This is a genomic window from Rhizobium sp. GCM10022189, from assembly GCF_042656325.1.
In the GTDB taxonomy this organism is placed as follows: Bacteria; Pseudomonadota; Alphaproteobacteria; order Rhizobiales; family Rhizobiaceae; genus Rhizobium.
Genome location: NZ_JBHSOR010000057.1, coordinates 1 through 15,128 on the forward strand (window position 1 = coordinate 1; position 15,128 = coordinate 15,128).

The 15,128-nt window shown below is 61.9% G+C and carries 14 protein-coding genes and 1 pseudogene; 1 reads left to right on the forward strand and 14 read right to left on the reverse strand.

Annotation, left to right across the window (positions count from 1 at the left end; genetic code table 11):
• A partial coding sequence (locus ACFPWW_RS27115; protein WP_377314198.1) for an IS3 family transposase occupies positions 1-775 on the forward strand: 775 nt, incomplete at its 5' end.
• Here ACFPWW_RS27115 and ACFPWW_RS27120 read toward each other — a convergent pair.
• The 14 genes and pseudogenes from ACFPWW_RS27120 to ACFPWW_RS27185 form a co-directional block, all read right to left on the reverse strand.
• A pseudogene (locus tag ACFPWW_RS27120) lies at positions 772-1,042 on the reverse strand (DUF1467 family protein); the annotation flags it as partial. The gene ACFPWW_RS27115 and the pseudogene ACFPWW_RS27120 overlap by 4 nt on opposite strands.
• A gap of 115 nt (positions 1,043-1,157) precedes the next feature.
• Entirely contained in the window at positions 1,158-1,547 is a 390-nt protein-coding gene (locus tag ACFPWW_RS27125) for a hypothetical protein (protein WP_112702953.1), read from the reverse strand.
• Between the two features lie 99 nt (positions 1,548-1,646).
• Positions 1,647-2,051, reverse strand: a complete 405-nt coding sequence (mce, locus tag ACFPWW_RS27130) for a methylmalonyl-CoA epimerase (protein WP_112754551.1) — start codon at positions 2,049-2,051, stop codon at positions 1,647-1,649.
• 3 nt (positions 2,052-2,054) lie between these two features.
• The gene (locus ACFPWW_RS27135) at positions 2,055-3,725 is read right to left on the reverse strand and encodes a ribonuclease J (protein WP_112702952.1); all 1,671 of its coding nucleotides are present in this window, start codon (positions 3,723-3,725) and stop codon (positions 2,055-2,057) included.
• Positions 3,726-3,742: 17 nt separating this feature from the next.
• Entirely contained in the window at positions 3,743-4,507 is a 765-nt protein-coding gene (locus ACFPWW_RS27140; protein WP_112566305.1) for a biotin--[acetyl-CoA-carboxylase] ligase, read from the reverse strand.
• Positions 4,507-5,952, reverse strand: coding sequence for an NADH-quinone oxidoreductase subunit NuoN (gene nuoN, locus ACFPWW_RS27145; protein ID WP_377314201.1), 1,446 nt, complete (start codon positions 5,950-5,952; stop codon positions 4,507-4,509). Before nuoN ends, ACFPWW_RS27140 begins: the two co-directional genes overlap by 1 nt.
• A gap of 14 nt (positions 5,953-5,966) precedes the next feature.
• The gene (locus ACFPWW_RS27150) at positions 5,967-7,478 is read right to left on the reverse strand and encodes an NADH-quinone oxidoreductase subunit M (protein WP_112566299.1); all 1,512 of its coding nucleotides are present in this window, start codon (positions 7,476-7,478) and stop codon (positions 5,967-5,969) included.
• Positions 7,478-9,472 carry an NADH-quinone oxidoreductase subunit L gene (gene nuoL / locus ACFPWW_RS27155; protein ID WP_112566296.1) on the reverse strand — a complete coding sequence of 665 codons (1,995 nt, stop codon included), beginning with the start codon at positions 9,470-9,472 and terminating at the stop codon, positions 7,478-7,480. Before nuoL ends, ACFPWW_RS27150 begins: the two co-directional genes overlap by 1 nt.
• 7 nt (positions 9,473-9,479) lie before the next feature.
• Complete coding sequence (gene nuoK / locus ACFPWW_RS27160; RefSeq protein ID WP_007823900.1) at positions 9,480-9,788, reverse strand: NADH-quinone oxidoreductase subunit NuoK; 309 nt, start codon at positions 9,786-9,788, stop codon at positions 9,480-9,482.
• A gap of 25 nt (positions 9,789-9,813) precedes the next feature.
• Positions 9,814-10,431, reverse strand: a complete 618-nt coding sequence (locus ACFPWW_RS27165) for an NADH-quinone oxidoreductase subunit J (protein ID WP_377314203.1) — start codon at positions 10,429-10,431, stop codon at positions 9,814-9,816.
• A 143-nt stretch (positions 10,432-10,574) separates the two neighbouring features.
• Positions 10,575-11,066 carry an NADH-quinone oxidoreductase subunit NuoI gene (gene nuoI, locus ACFPWW_RS27170; protein WP_112566292.1) on the reverse strand — a complete coding sequence of 164 codons (492 nt, stop codon included), beginning with the start codon at positions 11,064-11,066 and terminating at the stop codon, positions 10,575-10,577.
• Positions 11,067-11,103: 37 nt separating this feature from the next.
• Positions 11,104-12,150, reverse strand: coding sequence for an NADH-quinone oxidoreductase subunit NuoH (gene nuoH, locus ACFPWW_RS27175; protein ID WP_112566290.1), 1,047 nt, complete (start codon positions 12,148-12,150; stop codon positions 11,104-11,106).
• A 12-nt stretch (positions 12,151-12,162) separates the two neighbouring features.
• The gene (gene nuoG / locus ACFPWW_RS27180; RefSeq protein WP_377314205.1) at positions 12,163-14,244 is read right to left on the reverse strand and encodes an NADH-quinone oxidoreductase subunit NuoG; all 2,082 of its coding nucleotides are present in this window, start codon (positions 14,242-14,244) and stop codon (positions 12,163-12,165) included.
• Between the two features lie 224 nt (positions 14,245-14,468).
• Positions 14,469-15,128 carry a 5' DNA nuclease gene (locus tag ACFPWW_RS27185; RefSeq protein WP_377314207.1) on the reverse strand — a complete coding sequence of 220 codons (660 nt, stop codon included), beginning with the start codon at positions 15,126-15,128 and terminating at the stop codon, positions 14,469-14,471.

The following is a 15,128-nucleotide window of genomic DNA, read 5'->3' on the forward strand; positions in this document are numbered from 1 at the left end:
GAAGGCGCTGGCGCATGAACGCCGCCGCTTTGGATATCGACGCCTTCATGTGCTGCTCAGGCGTGAGGGTCACCTTGTGAACCACAAGCGGCTCTTCCGGCTCTATCGGGAGGAGAAGCTGACAGTACGCAAACGTGGCGGTCGGAAGCGAGCGATCGGGACACGAGCGCCAATGCTGATCCCGCTTGCCCTCAATGATCGTTGGTCGCTGGACTTCGTCTCGGATCAACTCACTGACGGACGCAGGTTCCGAGTGCTTACGGTCGTGGACGATTGCACCAGGGAGTGCCTGGCACTCATCGCCGATACCTCACTTTCCGGTCTTCGGGTTGCCCGTGAGCTTGACCGGATCATCGAGGCGCGTGGCAAGCCAAAGATGATCGTCAGCGACAATGGCAGCGAGTTCACCAGCAACGCGATCCTGCAATGGACGGACCGGACCAAGGTGGAATGGCACTACATCGCACCCGGCAAGCCGATCCAGAACGCCTTCATCGAAAGCTTCAATGGGCGGCTGCGAGATGAACTCTTGAATGAGACCCTCTTCTCGTCACTGACGCACGCTCGATCAGCGCTTTCAAACTGGCGCCGCGATTACAACGATCATCGACCGCATTCCGGCCTCGGCTGGCTGACACCTGCCGAGTTCGCTCAGACCATCAACCCGCGACGTGATGCGGTGCTGCGCAGCCGGAATGGCTCCGCACCGCAACCCGCCGCTACCGCCCCGAACACAGCAACCCAGAACCGCTGGAGCGAACTCAAAACCGGATAAAACTTGGGGGCAAGGTCAAAGTGCATCGAAGCCGAGGCCAAAATAGGTCGAACAGATGTACCAGACGCCATAGATCGCACCTGAGATGAGCGTCGTCAGCGAGAAGACGAAAAGCGGGCGGAAGCGGGTCGGCGCGCTCGGTACGGTGCCGAGCACGATATCGTTATCTTCCGCCTGGGTGCGCAGGCCAATCGGCAGCACGGCGAAAAGCGTAATCCACCAGATGATGAAATAGACTGCGAATCCCTGGAGGAAGGCCTGAAACATTGTGGTTCCCGTCGATATGGTGCCTTGGCGGCTGGTTTTGCGAGCTTATAAGCCGGAATGACGGAGAGTTCAAAGGCGGGGAATAATTTAGGTCACTCTGACGCACTAACCGGCTTCAATCCCCGTGGAGTGTTTTCCTATACAAATCGCTGCAATCGTTGAAGAGCCGTCGAAGCTCGGTCTTTGCTTCCCCCTCGGCAAGCTTCACGATTTCCTCAACGCGCGCCTGGATGATCGGGTCTGCGGATTCGCCCGCGCTGCCCGAACGGGCCAGATTCTGCCGGCCGGTGCTACGCAGCAAAGCAAAGGCGTCCCGCATTCTCTCTCTGCTAAGCGTCTGCCAGTTTTCCGGATATAGTTCGGCGATCACTCCATATAACGCCGCACATTCGAGTTGCCCTCTTGCTTTGTCACCCAGCGCGTTCGCATCCATTGGAGCTTCGGCTAGCGCTACGCCAGAGGTGATCATTGCGATCGCTGCGCCTACATATATGGATTTGAACATGCAACCCTCCCCCGGTGTGGAGGCATAATAGCAACCAAAGGCAAATTGTGCAGGCAGGAAACCAGCTGTATTCTAAACCAGCTGTATTCTAAAGGTGTGTCACACCTGTTCGAGCTCGATCAGGGTACCGAAAAAGTCCTTCGGGTGGAGGAATAGCACCGGTTTGCCATGGGCGCCGGTCTTCGGCTCGCCGTTCCCGAGCACCCTCGCCCCCGATGCCGTCAGCCGGTCGCGGGCCGCCAGGATATCCTCGACTTCGTAGCAGATGTGATGCATGCCGCCCGACGGGTTCTTCTCGAGGAAGGCGGCGATGGGCGAGGCGTCGCCCAGCGGCTCCAGCAGTTCCACCTTGGTGTTGGGCAGCTCAACGAAAACCACCGTGACGCCATGCTCCGGCAGGGGTTGCGGCGCCGAGACCGTGGCACCCAGCGTGTCGCGATAGCTTGCGGCCGCAGCTATCAGGTCGGGCACGGCGATGGCGATATGGTTCACACGGCCGAGCATCGCTCAGATCCTGGTGATGAAGACGGTGACGACAGGCTTCTTGCCCCAGGCATTGTTGGCGGCGGCGCGCACGGCGCGGCGGGCGGCCTCCTGCAGCATGTCGATATCCTTGCGGCGGGCGCGCGGGATGCTTTCGATCGCGCTGATTGCGGCGTCGAACAGAGTATCCTCCATATCCTCGCCCTCGTCGTCATAGGCCGGCAGGCCGATCGCCACGAGATCGGGCTCGCCGATAATGTCGTAACGATTGTCAAGCACGATGCTGACGGCAACATGGCCGACATAGGCAAGCTTCTTGCGCTCGCCGATGCCCATCTCGTCGAAGTCGCCGATCAGCGACCCGTCCTTGTAGATGCGGCCATGCGGCGCCTCGTCGATCACCTCGACAGGACCGGGAGCGAGCCTCAGCACGTCGCCATTGCGCACACGCGGCACGGTCGGAATGCCCGACTGTTCGGCAAGCTCCTTGTGCGCCGTCAGATGCGTGGCCTCGCCATGCACGGGCACGACGATCTTCGGCCGCGTCCATTCATACATCTTCTGCAACTCGTTGCGACGCGGATGGCCCGACACATGCACCAGCGCCTCCGTATCGGTGATGATGTGGACGCCCTGTTCGACGAGACCGTTCTTGATGTCCTGGATCGCCTTCTCATTGCCGGGAATGGCGCGCGAGGAGAAGACGACGATATCGCCGGCGGCGAAGGCCACGTTGCGCATCTCGTCGCGCGAAAGCTTGGCAAGGGCGGCACGCGGTTCACCCTGGCTGCCGGTAAGGATGACGACGACCTTGTCACGCGGGATGAAGCCGTAGTCCTCCTCGGAGATGAAGGGCTTTATGCCTTCCATCAGGCCGATATCCTGGGCGACGTCGCAGACGCGCTTCAGCGAGCTTCCAAGCAGCAGCACTTCGCGGCCCGCAGCTTCGGCGGCTTCGGCGACGGTGCGGATACGGCCGACATTCGAGGAGAAGGTGGTGATCGCCACACGGCCCTCGGCATTCTCGATGATCTTGCGCAGGCTTTCGGAAACATCCTTCTCGGACGGCGAAACGCCGTCGCGCAGCGCGTTGGTGGAATCGCAGAGCAGCGCCAGCACGCCCTCGTCGCCGAGCTGGCGGAAACGCGCCTCGTCGGTCAGCGGCCCGAGCGAAGGCTCGTGATCGATCTTCCAGTCGCCGGTATGGATAACATTGCCGAGCGGCGTGCGGATCATCAGCGACATGGGCTCGGGGATCGAATGGTTGACGGCCACACCCTCGATGCTGAAGGGACCGGCATTGATCCTGTCGCCCGCCTTGAAGATCGTGACCGGCACTTCGCCGATCGCGTCCTTCTCGAAATTGCGCTTGGCTTCCAGCAGGCCCGCCGTGAAAGGCGAGGCATAGACCGGGACATTCAGGCCCGGCCAGAGATCGGCGAGCGCGCCGTAATGATCCTCATGGGCGTGGGTGATGATGATCGCCTTGAGGTTCTTGCGCTCGTTGGCGAGGAAACGGATATCCGGCAGGACAAGATCGACACCCGGCAGATCCGGCCCCGGAAAGGTGACGCCGCAATCCACCATGATCCACTGGCGATGATCCGCCGGGCCGTAGCCGTACAGCGCAAGATTCATCCCGATCTCGCCGACGCCGCCCAAGGGGAGAAATACCAGTTCGTCCTGTTTCGCCATAATGTTTGTTTTTTCCACTATCCAAAGAATACATCGCCAGCCGCAATCGGCATCATCCTGCCTGTGCCGGTATCGAGCATCAACAGGCCATTATCATCTATTCCCGCGAAATATCCGGAAATCGACCGGTCCGGCAGATTCACGGTTATCTTTTCGCCAATACCGCAGGCGACGGCCCGCCACCGCGCCGTGACTTCGGCAATACCCTGCCCTTCGTCCCAGATATCGAGCATCTCGGCCATGGCGGCGAAGAGATGGGCGAAGAGTTCTTCGGGCGAAGCCGCACTTCCCTGATTTCGCAGACAGGTGACGGGATAGATGGGATTGTCGGGCATGACGGATACGTTGATGCCGATGCCGATGACGACCGCATGGCGGCCGTCGGCCAGCCGTTCGCCTTCCACGAGGATGCCGCAGGTCTTCTTGCGCCCGATCAGAATATCGTTCGGCCACTTCACCTCCAGCGGCTCAGCACCCGGCGGCAGCACGCTGCGGATCGCCTGATGCACGGCAACCGCGATGGCGAGCGGCAGGGAGGCAAGGCGCTCCATCGGCGCCGGATCGATGAGAAGAAGCGAGGCGTAGAGATTGCCGCGCTCGGAAACCCAGGGGCGGCCCCGGCGGCCGCGGCCGCCGGTCTGTCGTTCCGCCGTCACCCAGAGCAGGCCGGCGTCCCCTGCCCGAGCCCGGGCAAAGCATTCCGTGTTGGTCGACGACGTATCCGACAAGGCCTCGTGCCGGATATCGCCGAGCGATATCCGGCGCCGCTTGTCGGAAGCCATCAGAAGAGCGTCGCCGCAGCGAGCTCGGCCGCACCGCCGATCGGTCCGCCGATGAGAACATAGGCGGCGACGAAGAGGCCGGAGAGACCGAAGACGAGACGCAGCGAGCCCGAGACACGGGCGAATTCGCCGGTCGCCTCATCGAACCACATCAGCTTGATGACGCGCAGATAATAATAGGCGCCGACGACCGAAGCCAGAACACCGATGACGGCAAGCGCATAGAGCTTGGCCTCGATGGCGGCGACGAAGACGAAATACTTCGCGAAGAAGCCGGCAAGCGGCGGAATGCCGGCAAGCGAGAACATCAGCGCGGTCAGCACCACGGCCATGAAGGGGTTGGTCGCCGACAGGCCGGCAAGATCGCTGACGTTTTCGACAACCGTGCCGTCTTTGCGGCGCATCGACATGATGATCGCGAAGGAGCCGAGCGTCATGACCATGTAGATCGCCATGTAGAGCATGACGCCGGCGACGCCGGTATGGTTGCCGGCGGCAAGGCCGACCAGCGCATACCCCATGTGGCCGATCGAGGAATAGGCCATCAGTCGCTTGATGTTCTTCTGGCCGATTGCCGCAAACGAACCGAGCAGCATGGAGGCGATCGAGATGAAGACGATGACCTGCTGCCAGTCGGTCAGCACCGGCTGGAAGGCGGTGATGACGATGCGCGTCATCATCGCCATGGCGGCGACCTTCGGGGCGCTTGCCAGGAAGGCGGTGACCGGGGTCGGCGCGCCTTCATATACGTCCGGCGTCCACATGTGGAACGGGACGGCGGAGATCTTGAAGGCGATGCCGGCGAGAATGAAGACGAGGCCGAAGATCAGGCCGAGCGACTTCGCGCCTTCGACCGTGAGCGCCTGGGCGATGTCGGCGAAATGCGTGTGGCCGGTGAAGCCGTAGACCAGCGACATGCCGTAGAGCAGCATGCCGGAGGAAAGGGCGCCGAGGACGAAATATTTCAGGCCGGCTTCAGTCGACTTCAGGCTGTCACGGTTGATCGCAGCGATGACGTAGATTGCCAGCGACTGCAGTTCGAGGCCGAGATAGAGCGAGATCAGGTCGTTGGCCGAGATCATCAGCATGATGCCGAGCGTGCAGAGCACCAGGAGAACCGGGAACTCGAACTTGTCGAGCTGGTTTTCCCGCGCATGGCCCATCGACATGAACAGCGCGACGAAGGAGCCGATCAGCGCCAGCACCTTCATGAAGCGGGCAAAGCCGTCGGCGAGGTAGACGCCGCCATAGGCGAGGCCGTCGCCGGGAATGAAGATCAGCCACAGGCCGGAGACGACAAGCACGATCATCGCCAGCGTGCTGACGAGCGGACCGGACCGCTCGCCCGCAAAGACGCCGATCATGAGCAGCACGAGGGCACCGATCGCGAGGATGATTTCCGGCGCGGACAGGTACAGGCTCAGGGATATTGTTTCAGCAGTCATGTCCTAAAGTCCCGTCATTTCATCGACAGCGCAACATTCTGCGCTGCCTGCACTGCGGCCGAATAGCTGTTGATCAGATGGTCCACCGAAGCTGCGGTCGCATCGAAGACCGGAGCCGGATAGACGCCGAAGAAGATGGTGAGCGCTATCAGCGGATAGAGGATGACGCGTTCACGCGGAGAAAGGTCGAGCAGTGCCTTCAGCTTTTCCTTTTCCAGCGCGCCGAAGATCACCCGGCGATAGAGCCAGAGCGCATAGGCGGCCGACAGGATGACGCCGGTGGCGGCAAAGAGCGCGACCCAGGTATTGGCGCGGAAGACGCCGATGAGCGTCAGGAACTCGCCGATGAAGCCCGACGTGCCCGGCAGGCCGACATTGGCCATGGTGAAGACCATGAAGGCGACGGCATATTTCGGCATGTTGTTGACCAGGCCGCCATAGGCCGCGATCTCGCGGGTGTGGGTGCGGTCGTAGACGACGCCGACGCAGAGGAAGAGCGCGCCGGAGACGATGCCGTGCGACAGCATCTGGAAGATCGACCCCTGCAGACCCTGCGCGTTCGCAGCGAAGATGCCCATCGTCACATAGCCCATGTGCGCGACGGAGGAATAGGCGATCAGCTTCTTGATGTCGTCCTGCATCATCGCGACCAGCGAGGTGTAGATGATGGCGATGACGGACATGGCGAAGACGAGCGGCGCGAAATAGTCCGACGCGACCGGGAACATGCCGATCGAGAAGCGGATCAGGCCGTAGCCGCCGAGCTTCAGGAGCACGCCTGCCAGGATGACGGAACCGGCCGTCGGCGCCTGGACGTGCGCGTCCGGGAGCCAGGTGTGAACCGGCCACATCGGCATCTTCACCGCGAAGGAGGCGAAGAAGGCAAGCCACAGCCAGGTCTGCATTGCCGGCGGGAACTTGTATTCCAGCAGCTGGACGATATCCGTCGTGCCGGCCTGCCAGTACATGGCCATGATGGCAAGCAGCATCAGCACCGAGCCGAGCAGCGTATAGAGGAAGAACTTGTAGCTCGCATAGACGCGGTTCGCACCGCCCCAGACACCGATGATGAGGAACATCGGGATGAGGCCGCCTTCGAAGAAGACGTAGAAGAGAACGATATCGAGCGACACGAAGACACCGACCATCATCACTTCGAGGATGAGGAAGGCGATCATGTATTCCTTCAGGCGCTTCTCGACCGAGAGCCAGCTTGCGAGCACGCAGAAGGGCATCAGGAAGGTCGACAGGATGATGAACAGCATGGAGATGCCGTCGACGCCGACATGATAACCGATGCCGGTGCCGAGCCAGCTATGCTGCTCGATCATCTGGAAGCCGGGATTGGCGTTGTCGAAACCGATCCAGATGAAGAGCGAGAGGATGAAGGTGAAGACCGTGGTGATCAGCGAGATCCACAACACGTTCTTGCGGCCGTTCTCGGTTTCGCCGTTCATCAGCAACAGGAGCACCACGCCGACGAGCGGCAGGAAGGTGACCGTTGAAAGAATAGGCCAATCGGTCATCAGAGAGAACTCCCGAGCATCATCCAGGTAACGAGCGCCGCAATGCCGATCAGCATCGCGAAGGCATAGTGATAGAGGTAACCGGTCTGCAGGCGCACGACGCGGTCGGTCACGTTGACCACGCGGGCGGCGACGCCGTTCGGACCGTAGGTATCGATGACGCCGACGTCACCCTTCTTCCACAGGAAGTTGCCAAGCGCCTTGGCGGTGCGGACGAAGAGGAAGTCGTAGAGTTCGTCGAAGTACCACTTGTTGAGCAGGAACTGGTAGAGCACGCGGTGCTGTTCGGCGAGCTTGCGCGGCGTCGAGGGCGACCGGATGTACATGTACCAGGCGATCACGAAGCCGAGCAGCATGGCGATGAAGGGGCTGAGGCCGACCCAGGCCGGTACGTGATGGAATTCTTCCACCAGTTCGTTTTCGGCGCCGGTGAAGAGCGCGCCCTTCCAGAACTCGGCATATTCCTCGCCGTAGAAGCGGCCTTCGAAGAGGAAGCCGGCCACAACCGCGCCGATGGCGAGGATGTAGAGCGGCACCAGCATGACCTGCGGCGATTCATGGACGTGATGCATGACTTCGTGGGAAGCGCGCGGCCGGCCGTAGAAGGTCATGAAGATCAGGCGCCAGGAATAGAAGCTCGTGAAGAGAGCGGCAATGACCAGCAGCGAGAAGGCAAAGCCCGCAACCGGCGAATGCGACGCGTAGGTTGCCTCGATGATGACGTCCTTCGAGAAGAAACCGGCAAAGCCGACCGGGGTGAAGGGAATGCCGACACCGGTGATCGCCAGCGTGCCGATGATCATCATCCAGAACGTGACCTTGATGTGCGGACGCAGGCCGCCCATGTAGCGCATGTCCTGCTCGCCATCGACGGCATGGATGACCGAGCCGGCGCAGAGGAAGAGCAGAGCCTTGAAGAAGGCATGCGTGAAGAGGTGGAAGATTGCCGCGCCGTAAGCGCCGACGCCGAGAGCGACGAACATGTAGCCGAGCTGCGAGCAGGTCGAATAGGCGATGACGCGCTTGATGTCGTTCTGCACGAGGCCGACGGTCGCCGCGAAGAAGGCGGTGATCGCGCCGATGAGCGTCACGACGACGAGCGCATCATGCGAAAGTTCGAAGATCGGCGACATGCGGGCGACGAGGAAGACGCCGGCCGTAACCATGGTTGCGGCATGGATGAGTGCGGAAACCGGCGTCGGGCCTTCCATGGCGTCCGGCAGCCAGGTGTGCAGCAGGAACTGCGCCGACTTGCCCATGGCGCCCATGAAGAGCAGCAGGCAGGCGCCGGTCAGCGCATGCGCCTTGTCGAGATGCATGCCGAAGAGGTTCAGGATCACCTCACCGGCCTCGCCGCCTTCAGCCGGAGCGAAGGTCGAAGCATTGGCGAAGATCGTGTCGAGGTTGATCGAGCCGAACAGCACGAAGACGGTGGCGATACCGAGCACGAAGCCGAAGTCGCCGACGCGGTTGACGATGAAGGCCTTCATGGCGGCCGCCGATGCCGACGGCTTCTTGTACCAGAAGCCGATCAGCAGATACGAGGCCAGACCGACGCCTTCCCAGCCGAAGAACATCTGGGCGAGGTTGTCGGACGTCACCAGCATGAGCATGGCGAAGGTGAAGAGCGACAGGTAGGCGAAGAAGCGCGGGCGGTGCGGATCGGTGTGCATGTAACCGATCGAGTAGATGTGCACCAGGGTCGAGACCGTGTTGACGACGATCAGCATGACCGAGGTCAGCGTATCGACGCGCAGCGACCAGGAAACGTCGATGCCGCCGGACTGGATCCAGCGCAGAACCTCGACCTTGATGGCACCTTCGGGGTGGCCGAGCGCAACCGTGAAGAAGACGATCCAGGACAGGATGGCGGCGATGATCATCAGGCCGCTGGTGACATATTCCGACGCCTTGGCGCCGATCGCACGGCCGAACAGGCCGGCGATGATCGCGCCGATCAGGGGAAGGAAGACGATAGCCTTATAGAGGAACATGAGCCGCTCAGCCCTTCATCATATTGACGTCTTCGACCGCGATCGAACCGCGGTTGCGGTAGAAGACAACGAGAATTGCAAGACCGATCGCCGCTTCGGCGGCGGCAACGGTCAGAATGAACAGTGCGAAGACCTGGCCGACGATATCGTTGAGGAAGGACGAGAAGGCGACCATGTTGATGTTGACCGACAGCAGGATCAGTTCGACCGACATCAGGATGACGATGATGTTCTTCCGGTTCAGGAAGATGCCGAAGATGCCAATCGTGAAGAGGATGGCGCTGACCGTGAGATAGTGGGAGAGTCCGATGACCATATTCTTTGTTCCTTGACCTCTCGGTTCAGTTCACGCCCTGCCCCGGCTTGACCTTGACCACCTCGACGGCGGTCGCGGGCGTGCGGGCAACCTGGCGGGAAATATTCTGCCGCTTGATATTGGTGCGATGCTTCAGCGTCAGCACGATCGCGCCGATCATGGCGACCAGCAGGACCAGACCGGCGATCTGGAAGAAATAGACGTAGTCCGTGTAGAGCACGTCGCCGAGCGCCGCCGTGTTGGTGCGTTCGCTAAAGGCCGGGATCGGCATGGCGACCGTCTTGGCGATCTCGGGCGAAATCGCGCTGCCGCCGATGACGACGATCAGTTCGGCGGCGAGGATGAGGCCGATCAGCGCGCCGATCGGCGCATATTCGAGGACACCGGCGCGAAGCTCGGTGAAATCGATGTCGAGCATCATCACCACGAAGAGGAAGAGAACCGCGACCGCGCCCACATAGACGACGAGCAGGATCATCGCCAGGAATTCGGCACCCAGCAGCAGGAAGAGACCGGCTGCGTTGAAGAACACCAGGATCAGGAACAGAACCGAGTGGACCGGGTTCTTCGCCCAGATGACCATGAACGCCGACGCTATCGCGACAAAGGCGAAAAGATAGAAAAATAGAGCCTGCAGACCCATGTTGGTGCCTTTTTCATCTTCCCCCGGGGCAGCCGGGAGTTTCCCTGCCCGATAGGACTTCGCACGGCATCTGCCGGCAAAGCCCCGGTGCATGTTGACCGCGGCGGACAAGAGCGCCCTTGCCGCGGCATTTCAAATTTCAATCAGCGGTACGGCGCATCCATCGCGATATTGCGGGCGATTTCACGCTCCCACCGGTCGCCGTTGTCGAGCAGCCGCTGCTTGTCGAAGTAGAGCTCTTCGCGGGTCTCGGTGGCGAATTCGAAATTCGGGCCTTCGACGATCGCATCGACCGGGCATGCCTCCTGGCAGAAGCCGCAATAGATGCACTTCACCATGTCGATGTCGTAACGCACCGTGCGGCGGGTGCCGTCATTGCGGCGCGGGCCGGCCTCGATGGTGATCGCCTGAGCGGGACAGATCGCTTCGCACAGCTTGCAGGCGATGCAACGCTCTTCGCCGTTCGGATAGCGGCGCAGCGCATGTTCGCCGCGGAAGCGCGGGCTGACCGGACCCTTTTCGAAGGGGTAGTTGATCGTCGCCTTCTGCTTGAAGAAATAGCGCATCGACAGGAAGAAGGCGCCGACGAATTCCTTGAGGAAAAGCGAGTTGATGGAGGCGGACAGGCTTCCCATCTTCAATCTCCAATTTTGCCGGAAACGAGGTTGGACATCAGCCTGCCCATCCCGTCAGTTTCAGCACGAATGCAACGATGATGACCATGGCGAGCGACAGCGGAAGGAAGACCTTCCAGCCGAGACGCATGAGCTGGTCGTAGCGGTAACGGGGCACGAAAGCCTTGACCATGGCGAACATGAAGAACACCAGGCACGCCTTCAGCATGAACCAGATGATGCCCGGCACCCAGTTGATGAGCCAGAAATCGACCGGCGGCAGCCAGCCCCCCAGGAAGAGGATGGTCGTCAGCGAGCACATCAGCACGACGGCCGCATATTCGCCGAGCATGAACATCATGTACGGAGCCGAGCCGTATTCGACCATGAAGCCGGCGACGAGTTCGGATTCGGCTTCCGGAAGGTCGAAGGGCGGGCGGTTCGTCTCGGCGAGCGCCGAGATGAAGAAGACGATGAACATCGGGAACAGCGCCAGCCAGTGCCAGTCGAGGAACGAGTTCGGCAGGCCGACCATCGTGCCGAGGCCGGTGCGCTGGGCGTTGACGATATCGGTCAGGTTCAGCGAGCCGACGCAGAGAAGCACGGTGACGATGACGAAGCCGATCGAGACTTCGTAGGACACCATCTGTGCGGCAGAGCGCAGCGCGCCGAGGAACGGATACTTCGAGTTCGAAGCCCAGCCGCCCATGATGATGCCGTACACTTCGAGCGACGAGATCGCGAAGATGTAGAGGATGCCGACATTGATGTTGGCAACGACCCAGCCGTCTGCGAGCGGCACGACCGCCCAGGTCGACAGCGCCAGGAGCACGGTGACAAGCGGGGCGAGGAGGAAGACCGCCTTGTTGGCGCCGGCCGGGATGATCGGCTCCTTGAAGACGAACTTCAAAAGGTCGGCGAAGGACTGGAACAGGCCGAAGGGACCGACGACGTTCGGGCCGCGGCGCAGCTGCACGGCAGCCCAGATCTTGCGGTCGGCAAGCAGGATGTAAGCGATGAAGACCAGCAGGCAGACGAGCAGCAGCAGCGACTGACCGATCATGATGATCGCCGGCCAGACATAGGTCGAGAAGAAAGAATCCATGAGTTCCTGCCCTTACTCTGCCGCGACTTTGAAATTGTTGCGGGCCAATGCCGAGCACTCGGCCATGACAGCCGAGGCGCGCGCTATCGGGTTCGTCAAATAGAAGTCTTTGACCGGCGACGCAAACCCGGATTTGTTCATCTTACCGGCTTTTTTCGCCAGTGCGGCAATTTGGGCGCTATCGCCTTCGGCGATCTCGTCGATGGCGGCGAAATGCGGGAATGCCGCATAGAGCTTGCCGCGCAGTTCGCTGAGAGAATCAAAGGGAAGTTTCTTGCCGAGCACGTCGGAAAGGGCGCGGATGATCGCCCAGTCCTCGCGGGCGTCGCCCGGTGCGAAACCGGCGCGGTTGCCCATCTGGACGCGGCCTTCGGTGTTGACCCAGGTGCCGGACTTTTCGGTATAGGCGGCAGCCGGCAGGATGACATCGGCGCCATGCGCGCCGTTATCGCCGTGCGAGCCGATATAGACGGTGAACTTCGCGGCCTTGGCCGAGAAGTCGAGTTCGTCGGCGCCGAGCAGGAAGAGCACGTCCATGGCCTTCAGCATCTCGGCGGCGTTGACGCCCTTGGCGCCCGGCACGAAGCCGAGGTCGAGACCGCCGACGCGGGAGGCGGCGGTGTGGAGGACGGCAAAGCCGTTCCAGCCTTCAGCGATCGCGCCGACATTGACGGCGAGCTTGGCTGCCGTTGCGAGCACGCCGGCGCCATCCGTGCGGGTGAGCGCGCCCTGGCCGACGATAATCATCGGCTTGGAAGCCTTGGCGAGGACTTCGGCGAAGGCGTGGCCGCCGTCGACAATGTCCTTCAGCGTATCCGGGCCGGAGCCGAGATAGTCGTACTTGTAACGCAGCTCGCCGCCCTCGCCAATCACGCCGATCGGGAAGCCGCCGCGGCGGTAGCGCTTGCGGATGCGGGCGTTGAGGATGGCAGCTTCGAAGCGCGGGTTGGCGCCGACGATGAGCAGCGCGTCGGCCTGCTCGATGCCGGCGATGGTCGGGTTGAAGAGGTAGCTTGCGCGGCCGAGCGACGGATCAAGTGCCGTCCCATCCTGGCGACAGTCGAGATTCTCGGAACCGAGCGACTTTACCAGTTCGGACAGCGCGTACATTTCCTCGACGGAGGCGAGATCGCCGGCGATCGCGCCGATCTTGTCACCGGACGTTGCCGCAACGGCAGCCTTGATGGCGCCGAAGGCCTCGCCCCAGCTTGCCGGCTGCAGGCGGCCGTCCTTGCGGACGTAGGGGCGGTCGAGGCGCTGCGTCTTCAGGCCGTCCCAGACGTGGCGGGTCTTGTCGGAGATCCACTCTTCGTTCACCGCTTCGTTGACGCGCGGCAGGATGCGCATGACTTCGCGACCGCGCGTATCGACGCGGATGGCGGAGCCGACGGCGTCCATGACGTCGATCGATTCGGTCTTGTTCAGTTCCCACGGACGGGCCGTGAAGGCAAAGGGCTTGGAGGTGAGCGCGCCGACAGGGCAGAGGTCAACGACGTTACCCTGCAGCTCGGAGGTCATGGCCTGCTCGAGATAGGTGGTGATTTCGGCATCCTCGCCGCGGCCGATCAGACCGAGTTCGGAAATGCCGGCAACTTCAGTCGTGAAGCGGACGCAACGCGTGCAGTGGATGCAGCGGTTCATGACCGTCTTGACGAGCGGGCCGATATATTTGTCTTCGACGGCGCGCTTGTCTTCCTGGTAGCGCGAGGTGTCGATGCCGAAGGCCATGGCCTGGTCCTGCAGGTCGCATTCGCCGCCCTGGTCGCAGATCGGGCAATCGAGCGGATGGTTGATCAGCAGGAATTCCATCACGCCTTCGCGGGCCTTCTTGACCATCGGCGTGTTGGTGAAGACTTCCGGCAGCTCGCCGTTCGGGCCGCCGCGGATATCGCGCACGCCCATGGCGCAGGAAGCCTGCGGCTTCGGCGGACCGCCCTTGACCTCGACGAGGCACATGCGGCAATTGCCGGCAACCGACAGGCGCTCATGGAAGCAGAAGCGCGGAACTTCAGCGCCGGCCTCTTCGCACGCCTGCAGCAGCGTGAAATGATCCGGAACTTCGATCTCGTTACCGTCAATCTTCAGTTTTGCCATCGTCACTCAGTCCTGTTTCCCGTTCGCCGGGTACCGGCAAACAAACCTATTTTTGCAACATCCGTATTGCCAAGGCGGAGATTTCGTCCGTCCTGGCGCCGGTATTGCCCAAATTCTCCATGCCGGCTCCGAGACCCGGAACCCGCCATCGGCATCGCGACCCGGAGCCCCCTGCCCCGCCGATCGACCTGCCATTCCTCCAGCCGTCGCCCGCGGCCGGAAACCTATTTCTTCCTGCGGCCCCGCGTCGCCAGCACCTTGGCCTGGCCAACCCAGTCGTCGCGCCGGATGCGGCCGTCGACGCCGAGTTCGGCATCCAGGCTCGCAACGTCCTGATCGCTCCATGCCGCAATATCGGCAAAGGTGCGGATGCCTTTCTTGTTCAGCACCTGCTCAAGCTTCGGACCGATGCCGGCAATCAGCTTGAGGTCGTCAACCTTCCTGGACCTTGCGGCCGGCTTCTTCTTGGCAACCGCCGGCTTCACCGCCTCCGGGGCCGGAGCCTTGGCGGACACGACCGTCAGCTTCGGCTTTGCCGCCTTGCGAACCGGCGCAGCCGTTTCGGCCGGGCGGCGAATATTCTCCGGACGGATATCCATCTCCGGCGTCTCTTCGTCCGGCGGCGTTTCGTCGAGCGCTGCGGCCGCCAGATTCGCCGTCTCGAGCGCACCCTGCAGCGCGCCGAAAAAGACGCCGGCCATCTGGGTGGAAATGCCGAAGCCGATCGCGGTGGCCGCAGCAAAGGCCGCAGCCGGATGCGCCATCAGCGGATGGACGGGCATGGCCCGCGCACTTTCCAGCATGCCGGCAGCAAGGCGGCCGAAGTCAGCCGCGAAATCGGCTGCCCCTTCCCCCGTCTTGCTGTCGGACACCCTGGTCGTCAT